This window comes from Ruegeria sp. THAF57 (assembly GCF_903914075.1).
In the GTDB taxonomy this organism is placed as follows: Bacteria; Pseudomonadota; Alphaproteobacteria; order Rhodobacterales; family Rhodobacteraceae; genus Ruegeria.
The window spans coordinates 18103-33512 of record NZ_CAIWNQ010000012.1; the positions used below are offsets into that span (position 1 = coordinate 18103).

At 62.4% G+C, this 15410-nt stretch carries 17 protein-coding genes; 7 read left to right on the forward strand and 10 right to left on the reverse strand.

Annotated elements, in window-relative coordinates; genetic code table 11:
- Positions 1 to 230: 230 nt before the first annotated feature.
- The 7 genes from RUESEDTHA_RS19885 (at position 231) to RUESEDTHA_RS19915 (ending at position 5106) form a co-directional block, all read left to right on the forward strand.
- Positions 231 to 611 carry a hypothetical protein gene (locus RUESEDTHA_RS19885; RefSeq protein WP_040179435.1) on the forward strand — a complete coding sequence of 127 codons (381 nt, stop codon included), beginning with the start codon at positions 231 to 233 and terminating at the stop codon, positions 609 to 611.
- Entirely contained in the window at positions 608 to 1465 is an 858-nt protein-coding gene (locus RUESEDTHA_RS19890) for an alpha/beta fold hydrolase (protein ID WP_040179345.1), read from the forward strand. Before RUESEDTHA_RS19885 ends, RUESEDTHA_RS19890 begins: the two co-directional genes overlap by 4 nt.
- A gap of 29 nt (positions 1466 to 1494) precedes the next feature.
- On the forward strand, positions 1495 to 1701 hold the full coding sequence (locus RUESEDTHA_RS19895; protein ID WP_040179343.1) for a hypothetical protein: 207 nt from the start codon (positions 1495 to 1497) through the stop codon (positions 1699 to 1701).
- A complete protein-coding gene (locus RUESEDTHA_RS19900) occupies positions 1698 to 2558 on the forward strand; it encodes a 3-keto-5-aminohexanoate cleavage protein (protein ID WP_040179341.1) in 861 nt (286 codons plus the stop codon). The genes RUESEDTHA_RS19895 and RUESEDTHA_RS19900 overlap by 4 nt, the downstream gene beginning before the upstream one ends.
- On the forward strand, positions 2555 to 3283 hold the full coding sequence (locus RUESEDTHA_RS19905; RefSeq protein ID WP_040179339.1) for a CoA transferase subunit A: 729 nt from the start codon (positions 2555 to 2557) through the stop codon (positions 3281 to 3283). The genes RUESEDTHA_RS19900 and RUESEDTHA_RS19905 overlap by 4 nt, the downstream gene beginning before the upstream one ends.
- Positions 3283 to 3906, forward strand: coding sequence for a 3-oxoacid CoA-transferase subunit B (locus RUESEDTHA_RS19910; protein ID WP_040179337.1), 624 nt, complete (start codon positions 3283 to 3285; stop codon positions 3904 to 3906). The genes RUESEDTHA_RS19905 and RUESEDTHA_RS19910 overlap by 1 nt, the downstream gene beginning before the upstream one ends.
- Before the next feature lie 75 nt (positions 3907 to 3981).
- Entirely contained in the window at positions 3982 to 5106 is a 1125-nt protein-coding gene (locus RUESEDTHA_RS19915; RefSeq protein ID WP_209227859.1) for a benzoate/H(+) symporter BenE family transporter, read from the forward strand.
- Positions 5107 to 5224: 118 nt separating this feature from the next.
- On the opposite strand, the gene virB11 is transcribed toward RUESEDTHA_RS19915, so the two are convergent.
- The 10 genes from virB11 to RUESEDTHA_RS19965 form a co-directional block, all read right to left on the reverse strand.
- Positions 5225 to 6205 carry a P-type DNA transfer ATPase VirB11 gene (virB11, locus tag RUESEDTHA_RS19920; RefSeq protein WP_180888392.1) on the reverse strand — a complete coding sequence of 327 codons (981 nt, stop codon included), beginning with the start codon at positions 6203 to 6205 and terminating at the stop codon, positions 5225 to 5227.
- A gap of 82 nt (positions 6206 to 6287) precedes the next feature.
- Positions 6288 to 7730, reverse strand: a complete 1443-nt coding sequence (locus RUESEDTHA_RS19925) for a TrbI/VirB10 family protein (protein ID WP_180888393.1) — start codon at positions 7728 to 7730, stop codon at positions 6288 to 6290.
- Positions 7731 to 7732: 2 nt separating this feature from the next.
- Positions 7733 to 8467, reverse strand: coding sequence for a TrbG/VirB9 family P-type conjugative transfer protein (locus RUESEDTHA_RS19930; protein WP_180888394.1), 735 nt, complete (start codon positions 8465 to 8467; stop codon positions 7733 to 7735).
- A gap of 5 nt (positions 8468 to 8472) precedes the next feature.
- A complete protein-coding gene (locus RUESEDTHA_RS19935) occupies positions 8473 to 9153 on the reverse strand; it encodes a virB8 family protein (protein WP_180888395.1) in 681 nt (226 codons plus the stop codon).
- Between the two features lie 17 nt (positions 9154 to 9170).
- Positions 9171 to 10184 (reverse strand): type IV secretion system protein, encoded by a 1014-nt coding sequence (locus tag RUESEDTHA_RS19940; protein WP_180888396.1) that lies wholly within the window; start codon positions 10182 to 10184, stop codon positions 9171 to 9173.
- Complete coding sequence (locus tag RUESEDTHA_RS19945; RefSeq protein ID WP_239368750.1) at positions 10185 to 10619, reverse strand: hypothetical protein; 435 nt, start codon at positions 10617 to 10619, stop codon at positions 10185 to 10187.
- Positions 10616 to 11383, reverse strand: a complete 768-nt coding sequence (locus tag RUESEDTHA_RS19950) for a type IV secretion system protein (protein ID WP_180888397.1) — start codon at positions 11381 to 11383, stop codon at positions 10616 to 10618. Before RUESEDTHA_RS19950 ends, RUESEDTHA_RS19945 begins: the two co-directional genes overlap by 4 nt.
- Complete coding sequence (locus RUESEDTHA_RS19955) at positions 11380 to 12492, reverse strand: transglycosylase SLT domain-containing protein (RefSeq protein WP_180888398.1); 1113 nt, start codon at positions 12490 to 12492, stop codon at positions 11380 to 11382. Before RUESEDTHA_RS19955 ends, RUESEDTHA_RS19950 begins: the two co-directional genes overlap by 4 nt.
- A gap of 205 nt (positions 12493 to 12697) precedes the next feature.
- On the reverse strand, positions 12698 to 15091 hold the full coding sequence (locus tag RUESEDTHA_RS19960; RefSeq protein WP_180888399.1) for a type IV secretion system protein B4: 2394 nt from the start codon (positions 15089 to 15091) through the stop codon (positions 12698 to 12700).
- Entirely contained in the window at positions 15066 to 15344 is a 279-nt protein-coding gene (locus RUESEDTHA_RS19965) for a type IV secretion system protein VirB3 (protein WP_180888400.1), read from the reverse strand. The genes RUESEDTHA_RS19960 and RUESEDTHA_RS19965 overlap by 26 nt, the downstream gene beginning before the upstream one ends.
- Between the last annotated feature and the right edge of the window lie 66 nt (positions 15345 to 15410).

A 15410-nucleotide genomic window follows, 5' to 3' on the forward strand; every position in this document is an offset into this window, starting at 1 on the left:
TTACGAGTTGCTTGACTGCCTCTCGTCGCAATACAGACTTTGCCGAGTCCGCAGATTTCCCCAATGCCCACAACGGTATTGCTTGATACCGACGGTAACCCGAGTCCTGTGAACCGGTGTTTTTCCAAAGACCTCAAGGTAGAGTATTGACCCATACCCTTGCCGGTATGGCCGACGGGTTCGCGATCGTGGCAGCTTTTGCTCAACTTATTAACGCATGGGAGGCCAAGGTGATCGACACCTTCACGCACATACAAACACGCCTTGAGGTAACGCCGCATTTGCTGCGCCTCGGCCGGCTGTTTTCCGAAACCGTGCTCATCGAGGTGGGCGGTGACGAATTTTACCTGACTTTCGACAAGGGGCACATCGTATCGGTCGTAGAGGGCCCAAGCCGCAAGACGCCTTGGCGCTTTGCATTGCGGACCGACTCCGAGGCTCTTACCAAATTCTGGCAAGCGCGCCCCGAACCCGGCTTCCATGACATCTTTGGACTGGTGAAGATCGGTCGCGGTCGGGTCGATGGCGACATTCTGAACCTCGTCAAAAACCTGCGCTTCTTCAAGGAAGTGCTGACTCTCGCCCGTGCAAAAGAGGAGTTGGTAGCATGAGCATCGAACCGATCACCGGTCGCTATGTAACTGCCACCATGAGCGGTGCCCCGCGCCGTATCTATTTCGAAGAGGCGGGGCAAGGGCGTCCGGTCATCTGCCTGCACACCGCAGGCGCCGATACCCGCCAGTGGCGTCACCTGATGAATGACGCCGAGATCACCGCATCGTACCGCCTGATCGCCTTCGACATGCCGTGGCACGGCAAATCGCTGCCGCCAGAAGGCTTCGAGACACAGGAATACCTCCTGACGACAGAAGCCTACATCGAAACCGTTCTGGCCGTCGTCGACTGTCTGGGCCTTGATCGCCCAGTCCTTGCTGGCTGCTCGATGGGCGGGCGCATTGCCCTCCAAATCGCGGCGCTTCACCCGGAAAAATTTAGCGGCTTCATTGCGATCGAAGCGTCGGATTTTCAGCCTGCCTGGTACGACATCGACTGGTTCCACAGACCCGATGCCCATGGCGGCGAGATGGGTGCTGCTCTCGTATCCGCCAACATCTCACCCTTTGCGCCCAACTCCGAACGCTGGAACACGCTTTGGATGTTCATGCAAAGCGGTCCGGGCGTTTTCCGCGGCGATCTGAGCTTTTACACCAAGGATGACAGCCTGATCCCGCGCTTGCCAACGATCGATACTGCAAAGACGCCGGTGCACATCATCGTAGGCGCCTATGATTTGACCTGCACGCCCGAGGATGCCGAGCGAACCGCCAACGCCATTCCTGGCGCCACTTTGGCCGTCATGGATGAACTGGGCCACTTTCCGATGAGCGAACACCCTGAGGGCTTCCGCCCGTTCTTCGTGGACGCACTGGAAAAGATGCCAAGCCCGGCGGCGAAAACTACCTGACCGATAACCCCTGCGCAGGAGGAGGAGTCATGTGCACGAACGCGAAAACCCCGTGTCCCGGATGCAAGAAACATGAAAAAGCCGACGCAGACTGGATGTTCTTCACCGATGACGAGCGAAAGGCCACCGAGGCATTGCGCAAGCGTCCGGCACTTTTCGACCGTTCCTTTCTGAAACCTGAACCCGCACATGCTGGCACCCGTCCGGTCGCATCCAACGGAGAAGTACACCCATGACCAATCCCTGCATTATCTGTGTGGCGATCACGGGCAGCCTGCCCACAAAAGCCAACAATCCGGCTGTCCCGATCAGTGTGTCGGAACAAGTAGATTCCACACACGAGGCTTTTGAGGCCGGGGCCACCATCGTGCACGCCCATGTGCGCAACGATGATGAATCTCCGTCTTCAGACCCTGAGAAGTTCGCCGCGCTGAAAGAAGGGATCGAGAAACACTGCCCCGGCATGATCATCCAGTTCTCGACCGGAGGGCGATCAGGCGCGGGTCAGACGCGTGGCGGGATGTTGCCGCTTTCGCCCGACATGGCCTCGCTGTCCGTCGGATCGAACAATTTCCCGACACGTGTTTACGAAAACCCGCCTGATCTGGTGGACTGGCTGGCCAGCGAAATGCTGACCTACAGCGTCAAACCGGAGATCGAAGCCTTCGACCTGAGCCATATCCTGAAAGCCAAGGACATGGCTGACAAAGGTCAGCTTGTGGGCACGCCTTACATCCAGTTCGTGATGGGCGTGAAAAACGCGATGCCGGTCGATCGTGATGTGTTCGACTACTACATCCACACCGTGCGCCGCCTCTTCGGTGAAGACGCTCCATGGTGCGCCGCGGGCATTGGTGCCAACCAGCTCAAACTGAACGAATGGGCTATCGCTGCGGGGGGTCATGCCCGCACCGGTCTGGAAGACAACGTTCGACTTGATCGCGACACGCTCGCTCCCAGCAACGCAGCCTTGGTGCGCCGGGCTGTTGAGATTTGTGAAAGAAACGATCGCTCGGTGGCAACGTGGCAAGAGGCGCGCCGCATTCTTGGACTGCGCTTGTCTGCGAATGCCTCAAAAGGACGCGCATCATGAACAAGGTATACAAAACAGCCGCCGAGGCTCTGGATGGCCTCCTGCATGACGGGATGTTGGTCGCGGCCGGAGGCTTTGGCCTCTGTGGCATTCCGGAACTTTTGATCGACGCCATTATGGCAAGCGGCGTGAAGGACCTGACCGTCGCTTCGAACAATGCGGGCGTCGATGACTTCGGCCTCGGCAAGCTCTTGGCCACCCGCCAGATCAAGAAGATGATGTCGTCCTACGTCGGCGAGAATGCCGAGTTCATGCGCCAGTATCTGAGCGGAGAACTGGAGCTGGAATTTAACCCGCAAGGCACGTTGGCCGAGCGCATGCGCGCTGGCGGGGCAGGCATCCCCGGATTCTACACCCAGACAGGTGTTGGCACCCAGATCGCCGAAGGCAAGGAAGTCAAAGAGTTCAACGGCAAAGAGTACATCCTCGAAGAGGGCATTTTTGCCGACCTGTCGATCGTCAAGGCGTGGAAAGCCGATGACACAGGCAACCTGATTTTCCGGAAGACCGCGCGCAACTTCAATCCGCCCGCCGCCATGTGCGGCAAGGTCTGCGTAGCCGAGGTCGAGGAAATCGTGCCGCGCGGTTCGATCAACCCCGACCATATCCATCTGCCGGGGATCTACGTGCACCGCCTGATACAGGGCGAACACGAAAAGCGGATTGAACAGCGCACAACGCGAGCGCGGTCCGAAGGGGCAACACGCAAGCGGGAGGAAGCATAATGCCCTGGGATCGCAACCGGATGGCGGCACGTGCCGCACAGGAACTCGAAGACGGCATGTATGTGAACCTCGGGATCGGCATCCCGACGCTTGTCGCCAACTACGTCGGCGACAAGGATATCACGCTGCAGTCGGAAAACGGCATGCTCGGCATGGGTCCGTTCCCGTTCGAGGGCGAAGAGGACCCGGACCTGATCAATGCCGGCAAGCAGACGATCACCGAGCTGAACCGAACCTCGTACTTCGACAGCGCCATGTCCTTCGGAATGATCCGCGGCGGCAAGATCGCCGCGGCAGTCTTGGGTGCAATGGAAGTTTCCGAGAAGGGTGACCTCGCAAACTGGATGATCCCGAGAAAGCTCGTGAAGGGTATGGGCGGTGCGATGGACCTCGTTGCCGGTGTTGGCCGTGTTGTGGTGGTGATGGATCACACCAACAAGCATGGTGACAGCAAGCTCTTGAAGGAGTGTACGTTGCCGTTGACTGGCAAAGGCGTGGTCGACAGGATCATCACCAACCTCGGTGTTCTGGACGTGACCCACAAGGGCCTGCACATCGTCGAATGCGCCGATGCTGTCTCCCGCGACGATATCATCAAGGCGACCGAGGCAACGATTGTCTGAAGCATCTAGATATCACGGGCTACGCCTGAATGACATTCCGGCTCCGCAATCGGGGCCGGTTTTCTTGCAGTCCTTGTGTCCTACGCCGGTCCGCTTCTGATCTATCTGAGCGCTGCGGAATCGGTGGGCACCTCGAAGGAGGGTTTTTCGTCCTGGGTCTTCGCAATTTCCGTGGCAGCTGGGCTGTCGAGCATCGGGCTCAGCCTGTGGTTCCGTGTTCCGGTCGCGATGGCATGGTCGGCCCCTGGCACGGTCCTTCTGATTTCTCTCGGGACATCCTTGTCACCCGCCGAGATGGTCGGTGCCTATGTCGCTGTGGCAGCGATTCTGGTGCTCATCGGCTTTTCCGGCGTCTTCGAACGGCTTGTACAACTCCTCCCGCCTTCGGTGACCAATGGAATGATGGCTGGCATACTCTTCGGATTCGGCCTAAAGGCCGCCGGAGGATTGGCAACTGATCCTGCCGCAATTGCGCTGCTGATCGTCGTCTTCGCCGTCTGCGCGATGCTCTTTCCCCGTTATTCCATGCTTGTCCTGCTGGCCTCGGCACTGTTGATCAGCGCCGTCTTCTACGATGCATCGGTTGGAACCGTGGGCGTGGTTTTCGCGTCCCTCGAAGTCAGCGGACCGGTCTTTTCAATGGGGGCCATGCTGAGCCTGGCATTGCCTTTGCTCATCACAACACTGAGCGGACAATACCTTCCGGGGATGGCGATCCTAAGGGCCAATGGCTTCCGGATTTCGGCAAATCCGATCCTCATTGTTGGCGGCCTTGTCTCTGTCTTGGCCGCGCTCTTGGGCGGAATAACAACCGCTCTGGCCTCGATCACCGCAGCCTTCTGTGCGGGATCGGATAGCCATGAAGACCCCGACCGCCGTTATGTCGCCGGCATCGCCTGTGGCGTTTTCTTCTGCCTTGGCGGCGTTTTCGCCGGGACCATCGTTGAAGTACTGGTGCTTTTGCCGACGGCGCTTATTGCCCTGCTGGCTGGTCTCGCGCTCTTACAACCTATCCTGAAATTCACCGGTGCGATGCTTGCGTCTGAAGATGCTCAGGCGGGGCTGCTGACGTTCCTGTTCACGGCATCTGGTGTGACCCTGTTCGGAATCGGTTCGGCCTTCTGGGGGGTGGTTATTGGGATCGCCGTCCACTTTCTAGGCAGGTCCGCCGAGTTGTTTTCGGGCAAAACACACACCTGAGAATTTGTGTCAAACGTATAGCCTAAGTGTAAGGTCGCAAGCCTTCTTGCTGTAGGTTACAGGCTTAAGCTTACTCGCTGCGCCAAATGTGTGCAAAGTACGGCTTCAATGATGTAAGTCACCACCCCGGCAAATAGAACTCCGTAATCCCCCGCTTCCCCTCGGCCCGCCCCAGTTGTACGATCACATCGATGGACTTGCGGATGTACTCGCGCACCTCGGCGAAGGTCAGCGGCGTTCCCGCCTGCAGTACCATGATCGCCAACCGATCGATGGCGAGTTCCGCGGTTTCGGCGTGGATGGTGGAGACCGAGCCGCCATGACCGGTGTTGATCGCTTCGAGATAGGTCAAGGCCTCGGCCCCGCGCAGCTCGCCAACGATGATCCGATCGGGGCGCATGCGGAGGGAGGCCTGCAGAAGGGCGTTGGCGCTGCGTTGCGACCCGGCACCTCGGTCGGCCAGAAGGGCGACGGTGTTCGGCTGACCAGGGAAGAGTTCGAAGGCGTCTTCGATGGTGATCAGCCGTTCGTGTTCACTGACATGGGTCAGAAGGTGGCGGGCGAAGGTGGTCTTACCGGTCGAGGTGCCGCCGCTGATCAGGACGTTGAGCCGCGCCTCGACAAGAGTTTGCAGTGCGGCCTCGAGGCTTTCTTCGGCGAGACTGGCGATGTTTTTCATTTTCTCGGCGCGGAGCGCATCGAGCGAGACGGCCTTGCCGAAGAGATAGGCGGGGGCGTAATCCTGGACGCTGCCCGAGGCGAAGAGGCGGATGGTGATCGAGGCCCCGCGATCGATGGCGGGTGGCACGGCGACCTGGACCCGAAGCGGGCGGCCGGCATATTCCACCTTGCCGGAGACGAGGGGGTTCTTTTCAGAGACGCGGGCCTTGGCGTCGCCGACGATGGTCTGGGCCATGTTGAGGGCGGTGGTGCGATCCACGGTCTGACCTTCGTGGCGCATGGTGGCGTCGCCTGCGACCTCGAGCCAGACCTTGCCGTCCGGGTTGATCGCGATCTCGACCACGTCGTCACGCCTTAGAAGGTCGCGGAACGGGTCGAGATATCGCTCGAGGTAGGAGGATGGTGACGCCTGATCCATCAATTCGGTGATTCCGGTAATATTGAACCTGGTTTCGCTGCCTCTCGCCTGCGGCTCGAACGCGAAACCTGATGCTTCTTTTTCATTGTGAACCGGAACCCCCGTAGATCACCACATCCCTGTCCACGAGCACGGTGACCGAGGCACCCTGATCGACATAGATCGTCGGTGCGATCGAAACCTGCTCGGCGATGACGGACCCGACCGCATCCTGCAGGTCGCTGCCGACATCGCCCAGGACGATGCTTGTCGTCTCGTTGTTGGCACTTTCCGCCGCCACGGCCGGTGCTGCCCCGATCACGGAAATCAGCGCCGCGCCACCGAAGCGCTCGGCGAACTTGGTGTCCACGAGACCGGTGAGGCCTGAGCGACCGAGTTGATCGCCGCCCACGGCGGAGATTTCCATCGAGGTTCCGTCCGGTGTCAGAACGCGGGTCCAGAGGATTAGGATGCGCTTCTGGTGCATCTCGATGCCGGAGCGGTATTGGCCAAAAAGGCGGGAGCCTCGGGGGATCAGGATCCGGTCCCCGGAAAACGCCGGGACCGGCTCGGAGACGACCGCCACGACAGACCCGGGTAGATCGCTGTTGATGGCGGTCTGGAGCGCGGCCTGGATGACGGACCCTTGGGTCAGCGTGCGCTCGGGATGGGTGAGGCGGGCGGCTTCTTGCACTTCGAGCGGTCGCGCGCTCTGCAGGAACTGCTCGTTTCCTGACAGGACCGGCTCCCCGGCGACAGCGGCCGCAGTGTCGGCCTCCGCCGCTGCACTTTGGCCACCACGCGGACCGTCTGCGTAGACCACGGCGGGGGATTTGATCTGCGCGGTCAAAAGCTCCTCGGCGACCCGTTCGGCCTCGCGCTGGCGCTGCTCCTCTTCCTGACGCCGGCGCTCTTCGAGAAGGCGCTGGTCGGCGATCAAACCTTCGCGGTCCAACTCTGCCTCCAGTCCCTCGCGCTGCGCCCGTTCGGCATCGAGCAAGGCTTGCAGCCCTTCGATGCGGGTATCGGTCTGGCGCTGCAGGTTGGCCAGCTCGGTTTCCTTTGCGGTCAGCGTCGCTTCAAGCGCTTCCTTTTGTTCGTCGAAGGCCTCGCGCAGGTCTGCGACGGCGGACTGGATTTCCGAGTTGCGGGCAGCCTGGCTGGCGGCGAGGGCCTCGCGGAGCTTGGCGATCTCGGCCAGCACCTCGGCGCTCGGTTCCGGGGCAGGGGCGGCGGGCACGTCCAGCGCTTCCTCGACAGCGATCAGCGCGTCATTGACCCTTTGCTCTGTCTCATCGGGTGGAAACTCCAGCCGCCCGCCGGTGCCGGGGCGGCGGTCCTGAAAGGTCTCGACATCGGAGGTCTCAAGCGCGCTGTCACTTGTCCGAAGCCCGGTGGCCAGGAAATACGCGACGCCGGCGCCACCAAGGGCGAGGGCGGCGGCGAGAGCACCAACCCCGAGGCTGTTGGCCCGGTGTTTGGATTTGCCGCGCTGGCTGAACTGGTCGAGGCGGTCCTGCAGATCGGGAGGGGTTTGATCGGCCATGGTCAGTTGCTCACGTATATGGTGCGCTCGTCGCGCCAGGCGCAGATCACCTCGTCGCCAATGCGTAGTGTCCAGTAGGTGTTCACCCCAAGCACCCGGACCGTGTTGCCTTGCTGGGTCCAGTTCACCGTGCGTTCGCGGCCCTGGTCATCGGCCTTGAAGAGGGCAGGTTGGCGACCGTTCTCCGGGAAGACGAAATACGTATAGCGCCCGTCGTCATAGATATGGCTGGGGCGGAAATCCCCTTCGCCCGAGACGCGGTAGTTGTAGTTGCGCGGGGCCTCAAAGCCCTTGGGCTGGGTTGCACCTGCCGTGCGACGCTCTTCGTCCGGGTAGCGGAAGCGGACCTCGAAGAACATGCCGGTGCGGTTCGGGATCGAGCCCTCGCGCAGGTGGAAGGAATAGGTGCGGCGGTTGGTGATCACCGTCATGTTGGTCGAGGCATTGGCCACATGCGGTTTGATGGTCAGCACGTTGCCAAGCTCGGGGATCGGGTCGACCTGGAAGCTTTCGGTGTCGCCGACAATCACCGCCTCGAAGCGCTCCCCCGCCCCAAAATGGATCGTCGTTGAATGCCGAAGATCGGTTTCGATCCTGTAGACCTGGTTCTCATTGTAGACGGCGGTGCGAATGCGGATGTCGAGCGGGCCGCCTTGCGGGGTGGCCTCGGCGAGGGCGGCAACAGGAAGGGCAAGCGCCAAGAGGACCATGGTGGGGAGCGCAGGTAGAGATCTCATTTGGGTCAATTCTCCAGGGTCTCGGCGTCGACGCGGTAGGAGGTCACCACGAAGCCCAAGGGGTTGGCCCAGACGTCCTGAAGGCGCTGGCGGGTTTCGGGTTGGAAGTCGTAGCCGACGGTGGCCACGTAGGATCGGGTCACGGTGCGGGTGTCGCGGGGACGGCGCAGCGTGCGGGTGAAGCGGACCTGGGCCACGCCGCGCTCGATCTGATTCACGGACTTGATGACCACTTCGATCTTGGCGTCACGGCCATATACGGTGATCGGATAGTCCTCATTGGTAGATGACCAGAGATCGCGCAATGTGCGGGCGGCATCGCCATCCGAGCGATCGAGCACCGAGTTGATGCGTTGCTCGCCATCTGTCAGGTCATAGGTCTCGCGGTCATCGACATAGGCCACGAGATTGGCCTGGATGATGGCGTCGCTTTCGGAAAGGGTCAGCGCCTGAACAGCGGCGACCCGGTCCATCTCGCCGGTCTCCTTGTCGACGACGACGACGAAGGTTTCGGTCGATTTGAGCGGAAAGAGGCTCGCGCCCGCGACCATGCCGGCCACGCCGACCAGCACGCCGGCCGCCGCGACGAACCAGGCGAAACGCTCGCGCCGCCGCGGCCCGTAGATGAAATCCGCTTCAAACGCGTCGCGGTCAGGCGCGGAGGAACTAAGTACCTTCTTCTTCAAGTCAATCGTCTTTCACATCAGGGTTTGCGGAAGGCCTTGGCGGCGGAGAGGAGCGCGCCGGGGCTTTGCCGGATCATCTCGCCGGTCTTCACCACGCCCGCATTGGCCATTTGGTTCAGCTCCTGCGGCGATTTGCCGGTGACGAGGCGCGAGGCAGCACCCGTGCCATACTCCCGCGTGTTCACGAAACCCTGGCGCGCGAGGCCGGTCAGCCCCACGGCATTCGAGGCAATGCCGACCACGCCGGTGAGGTTGGAGGCGATGTAGGGGACCGAGGCCATGATCCCGGCGCTAAGGATCAGGATGACGAGAAAGGGCAGGATGAGGCTGACGGTCTCGACATCGCCCGGATCGGCGGAGGCGTCCCCGATGGCCTCGGCGATCGCGACGATGATGCCCGCGGCCCCTGCGGCGGCGACCGGCATGAGCGCATAGCCGATGGTGGCGCGAGTCCAGGCCTCAAAAAGGGATTGCGTCGGTTTAAAGAGCGAGGTCACGATCATGAAGGGAGCGATCACGATCATCAGCGCGAAGACAATGCGGGCGAAGGCGATGATCCCTGCGGTGACGGCGGCGAAAACGGCGGAAAGGACGAAGAAGATGGCACCGAGGACCGCGCCGAAGACCCAGCCCGCGCGATCGCCGATCGTGTCGCCATAGGCGGTGATGCGGGCGACCATGTTGTCGAGGCTCTCATAGACGCCGGCCTCGTCGCCCGAGCCGGTGAGCGCAAGGATCGAGGCTCCGACGGAGTCGGGCACGCGCGTGACGATGTCGTAGATCATGCTGAAATTGTCCCAGCTCTGCGCGAAGATCCCCACGAGCGCGATCTTCATGCCGAAGGCAAAGCCGGTGCCGAAGGGCAGGGGGCGGAGTTGCATCACCGCGTTGATCCCGAGGAGCACGACAAGGAGCGCGGCCCCGGCAGAAATCACGTCACCGACAGCACCTGCCGAGGAGACAAAGCCGTCCTGCGCCACGGTATCCACCGCCGCGTCGACCTGGCTCAGGATGTCGCGAATAACACCCATCTACTTTACACAGGCCTCCGCAACTTGCGCCTCGAACGCGTCGGCCTGCGCGTAGAGATCGAGCACCTTGAAGGGCAGGCGTGGATTGTCCGAGGTCTGGAACCGGGGCAGGGCGATGAGTGCCTGGTCCCAGGTGAAGTCGTCCAGCAGGCAGGTGCAGTTCTCTGTGGCCAGTGCCTCTTCGGCGATCAGGATGCGCAGGATCGCGCGGTAACCATTGCGCAAGTATGCGGTCTCGGCGAGATCCACCGGGGGTTTGGGGACGCGGCACGCATCGGCGTCATCCCGTGCGATTTCCATCGAGGTGAAGGGACGATCCTGACCCAAGGCCGGGTCGGGCAGGACGAGGAGACCGACCGGCAGGGCAAGCGAAAGGCTGAGGAGGCCAGCTTCCATCAAGGTGAAACAGCTCGGGGTGAGTTTGGACTTGCTCATGGATCCACCGCCATCGAGCGGAACTTGCGCTCATCTGCCAGCGTCGCGGCATCGACAACGCCGAGTTGACCGGCACTGACGCCCTGGGCCGCTTCCAGCCGCCAGATCTGGGTCAGGATGATGCCGAGCTCGGCGGTGACGCGGGTATTGAGATCGACGGCGGCCTTCAGCCCGTCCTGATCGTCGATGAGCCCGACCATGGTCTCGAGCCGTTCGAGGCTTTGACCGGCCTCCTCGTGGCTTTCCTGCGCCGCGACCGACAACATGGCGCTGGCCCCGGCGGAAGCGGCGATGCGGTTGTCGGCGGGTTGATCAGAGCCCGAGAGCGTGCTCAGGCGCTCCGAGGTGAAACCGCTGCCAGACAGCACCCGCTCGACCGAGGCCGAAAGCTCGGCGCCGGGATTGAACCCGCTCAGAAAATCGCCACTCGCCAGCGACTGTGCGGTATTGAGGGGCGCAACCAGCTTGCCGCGGAGCGCGCGGAATTCTTCGACCGTGGCAAAAAGCTCGCCCAGCCCACTGCCTTCGATCAAGGAGGTCAGCTGCGCCTCGAGGTTCGTCAGTTGCGACAACTGGGTCTCCAGTTCCAGCCGCATGGTGGCGAGCTGCTGCATCTGGACATTCAGGTCCTCGGCCATGTGCTCGAGCTGTGCCACGAGCTTACCAAGCTGTGATCCATCGAAGGTCGGCACGCCTTGGGCAGCAGCGGGCGAGGCAAACCCGAGTGTGGTGACCGCAGCTACGGTCAGGAGAAGCTGTCTCATTCGGGAACTCCCATCTGCATGAAGTCGCGCTCGGCCAGCCGGTCGGCGACGAGGTGCTGCGCATAGGCCGCCTCGCGCTGCTGGTTGGCGGCCATCAGCCGGACGCGAAGGTTGAGGATGCGGCCGATCTCGGCCTTGGCGTAGGTGTTGAGCTCCCAGGCCGCCTTGGCATTGGGCTGCGCATCGATCTGCAGGATGATCGCGCGCAGGCGATTGATCACCTGTTCGGTGGTGGCCAAACTGTCGGCGGCGTAATAGACGCCCGCCTCGGAGATGCTGGCATATTCGGCCAACGCAAAGTCCGAGGGCGAGAGTGTGCCGAGCGCGTCGGCGCCGCCCACCACGGCGAGGTATTCGTTGTAGAACTTCGAGATATTGCGCACGTAGCCCTGCGTCTCGGCAAAGGGTGGCACGCCGCCATATTCAATGACCCGGCCCGGCCCCGCGTTATAGGCTGCGAGCGCATGGGGGATATTGCCGAAGCGATCGAGCTGGGTCGTGATATAGCGCGCGCCGCCGCGCAGGTTGTCCTTCACGTCATAGCGGTCAACGCCGAGGTCGGAGGCCGTGCCGGGCATGAGCTGGGTCAGACCATAGGCGCCGACCGGGCTTTGTGCCGCGACGTTGAAGCGGCTCTCCTGCTTGATCAGGGCCTGGAAGAGGCAGCGCCACTGGGTGGCCGAGAGACCGGCGCGGGCCACACCGGGGGCACTCGCGAACTCGCCCGCAACTTCGACGATCATCATCTCGACGGTCTCACGGCCTTCGCCGAAGAGACGGCTGTTCATGGGGCTTGGATCGGTGTTCGGGTAGACCGCCGCCACCCCGAAATCCGCATTGCCCTCGAGCGCGCGGATATCGAAGCCGGGACCAGTAATTGCGGCGGTCATCTCCTCGAGGACGCGCAGCTGGTCGGCTTGTACGTCCGCCAGAGTGGACTCCGTCCGATCCTTGTCCTGCTGGACGCCCAGATCCTCTGCGAGCGCCGTCACCCGCGCGATCGCGCGGCCGATCGCGGAATTGTCCTGCGTCGGCACGCCCTGGGCATGCGCGGGCAGGGCACTGAGGCCGAGGCAGAGCCCGGCGGATATGATCGCGGCGCGGCTCATTCCGGACGGGGCAGGAGCTCGAAGCTGCAGTCGGGTTTGCTTCCTTGCTTAACCGGTGCGCCCATGGTCGAGAAAGAGAGGGCCGCGCGCGTCACCCGCGGTTCGCCATTGCGACCGAAGCAGGGCGAGGTTTGTTCGGTGTATTTCTCGCAAGCTGAGAGAAGGACTGCTGCGGCGGCGCAAAGCATAAAGAGGGGTTTCGAACTCATAGCACATTTCTCCAGAAATTGGGATTGGCGCGCCAATCGGCGGGTACGCGGGCCTCTCCGGTGGCGCCGCCGCCAAGGATGGGGAGGAGGGTGCCGAGCGCGGAGAGGTCGGCATCGACGAAGACGCTGTCGCCCGCCGAGCGAACGAGCGCGATGCGCTGGCCGATGGTAGGCTGGACGAGAAGAGCCGCCTCTTTGGCGTTCACGCGCAGGAAGTCGTAATCGGAGAACGTGGCGCGATCGTTCGGGAAGAGGATCTGGGTCGGCACCGTCTCGACGATGGTCTTGCCCACGCGGCTGTCGCGCAACTGGCTCGGATATTGCGTCATCATGATCACGACGCAGTTCATCTTCCGAAGCGTGACCAGCCAGTTTTCCAGCCGCGCCCCGAAGTAGGGATCGTCCAATAGCTTCCAGGCCTCGTCGAGCACGATGATGGTGGGTCGGCGGTCTTCGACCACGCGTTCGATCTGACGGAAGATATAGGAGAGCACCGCCATGCGCTCGGTGGTCATGTCGAGGATTTCGGTCATGTCAAACCCGACGATGTCGCCCGTGAGTTTGAGGCCCGCGCCGCGCTCGGGCTCGTCAAAGACCCAGCCATAGCGTCCGCCCGGGGCCCATTCGGCAACGCGGGATTGCAACTCGCCGTCGTCATCGAGCGACTGGAACAGCGTCTCGAAACTGGCGAAGCGCTGCAGCGCCACGCCCGCATCGGCGTTCTGCCCGACGGCACTCTGGATATGGCGAGATTGCTCGCCCGAAAGTGTGCCATTCCGTGTGAGAAGTGTCGCAAGCCAGTCCGAGAGCCAGGCGCGGCCGCGCTCGTCGGTCTCGGTGGCGAGCGGGTTCAGCCCCGTGGGAACACCGGCACGGATTTCATTGTATCGCCCGCCAAGGGCGCGGACGGCCATCTCGAGCCCGCGATCCTTGTCGAAGAAAAAGAGCCGCGCGCCGACCCGCTGCGCCTGCGCCGCAAGGAAGGCGGTGGTGAGCGTCTTGCCCGTGCCGGTGCGCCCCAGAACGAGGGTGTGTCCGACGGTCGGTTCCTTGGCCGAGCTTCCCGCCTCGTGGAAGTTGAAGCGGTAGCCAGAGGTGCCGACTGTCGGCAGAACCGAAATGGTCTGGCCCCAGGGCGACTGATCCGGGCCGCGCCCTTCGACACTGCCATGCAGGGCCGCGAAGTCGGCAAAGTTGATCGAGGAGATCGGTGTCTTGCGGGCGCGGTAGCCGAAATTGCCGGGGGATTGCGCGAAATAGGTGGCTTTCAGCGCCATGTTTTCGCGCACGATCACCGACATGATTTCCTGTCCGACGCGCTTGATCTGGGCGGCTGCCCGTTCAAGCGTGTCGCGGTCAGGCACATAGACGGCGATGGAGAGGTGATGGTCGCCGAAGGCGATACGGCCTGCTTCCTGGTCGTCTGCGGCCTGGCCCAGTTGTTCGCGCAGGGAGACGGCGGCATCGTCGGAGGCCTGCATTTGGCGGATGATGCGCTGGATGCGTTCGGCCATGATGTTGTTCGGGATCGGGCTGAAAGAATTCGTCAGCACGATGTCGAGCGGCAGGTCGAGCGCGTCGAGGAGCGTCACGTCGGTGAGGGCCGGATAGGTCTTCATCGAGAAAAGTGCGCCATATTTGACCTGACCGGTCACGGCATCGGTCAGGGTGACGACGTCGCCGTCAAAGGTCGCGCGGCAATTGCTCAAGGTATGTGAGAGGGGCAAGGCGCTTTGCCCGAAGGCGATGGGGGAGAAGCTGCCCGCGTTCAGCGTGTTGAGATAGCCCAGCCATTCGCCTCCCTTGCGGGTCAGCCGCACGGGATTGGCCGAGGCAAGTGCCACCTCGAAGAAGCCCATGACCTCGTTCAGCTCCTGCAGGCGCGTCGCGCGGTCCTTGACCCAGGCCTTACGGGCCAGCGCCCGCAGAAGCGGAATGCGCGCCGAGATATCAGGCCGCCGAATGACGCTGAGATAGAGTTGGCGCTTGGCCGGGCGCAGGTCTTTCACATGGTCCTGCCAGCGCGCGTCGATCGCGGCGGCGAAGCTGTCTCCCTCGATGGGGCGCATTCCGAGATCCTGCGGCACGGAGATCCGGTGGATGTAGAAGCCGAAGGCATTGCCGGTCTGAGCGACGATGGCGGCAACCGCGCGCTTGAGCGCATCGAGCCGGGTGTCTTCGCTGGTCATCGGATTGAGGCCATCAAAGCGCAGGCTCGCCATGAGGTCGCCCTCGCGGAGCACCATGACATCGTCATCGGCAAGGGCAAAATACGGCAGGTGTTCCGCGAGATAACTCTCCCGCGCGAACGCCCCGCCGCCAGCCTGAAGCAGAGCGGTTCCGTGAGTGGAAAGTGTGCCCGTATCAAGCGCCAAAGCTGTCCCCTCCATGCAGGGTGCGGTTCTTCGTCGGGCGCACCGAACCGTAGGAGACGCGCAAGACCTCGAAGAAATGCGGCTCGCGGTCGGCGACAAACCAGAGGATCGGATAGGCGATGATACCGATCAGGAAGAAGACCATAGACTTCGTCCAGATGAACGGCAGAACGACCCCGGTCGCCAGCACCACGAGGTATCCGACAGGGAGGCCCAGATACTTGGGCGGTCGGGCGAGGCCCAGAAAGAGGGGGGATCGTTCTGCCATAGGGTGATATTCCGGCTTAGAAGGAAATGTGTGTCCGGAGAGGGACCCGAGGCAGCGTTTGCGAAG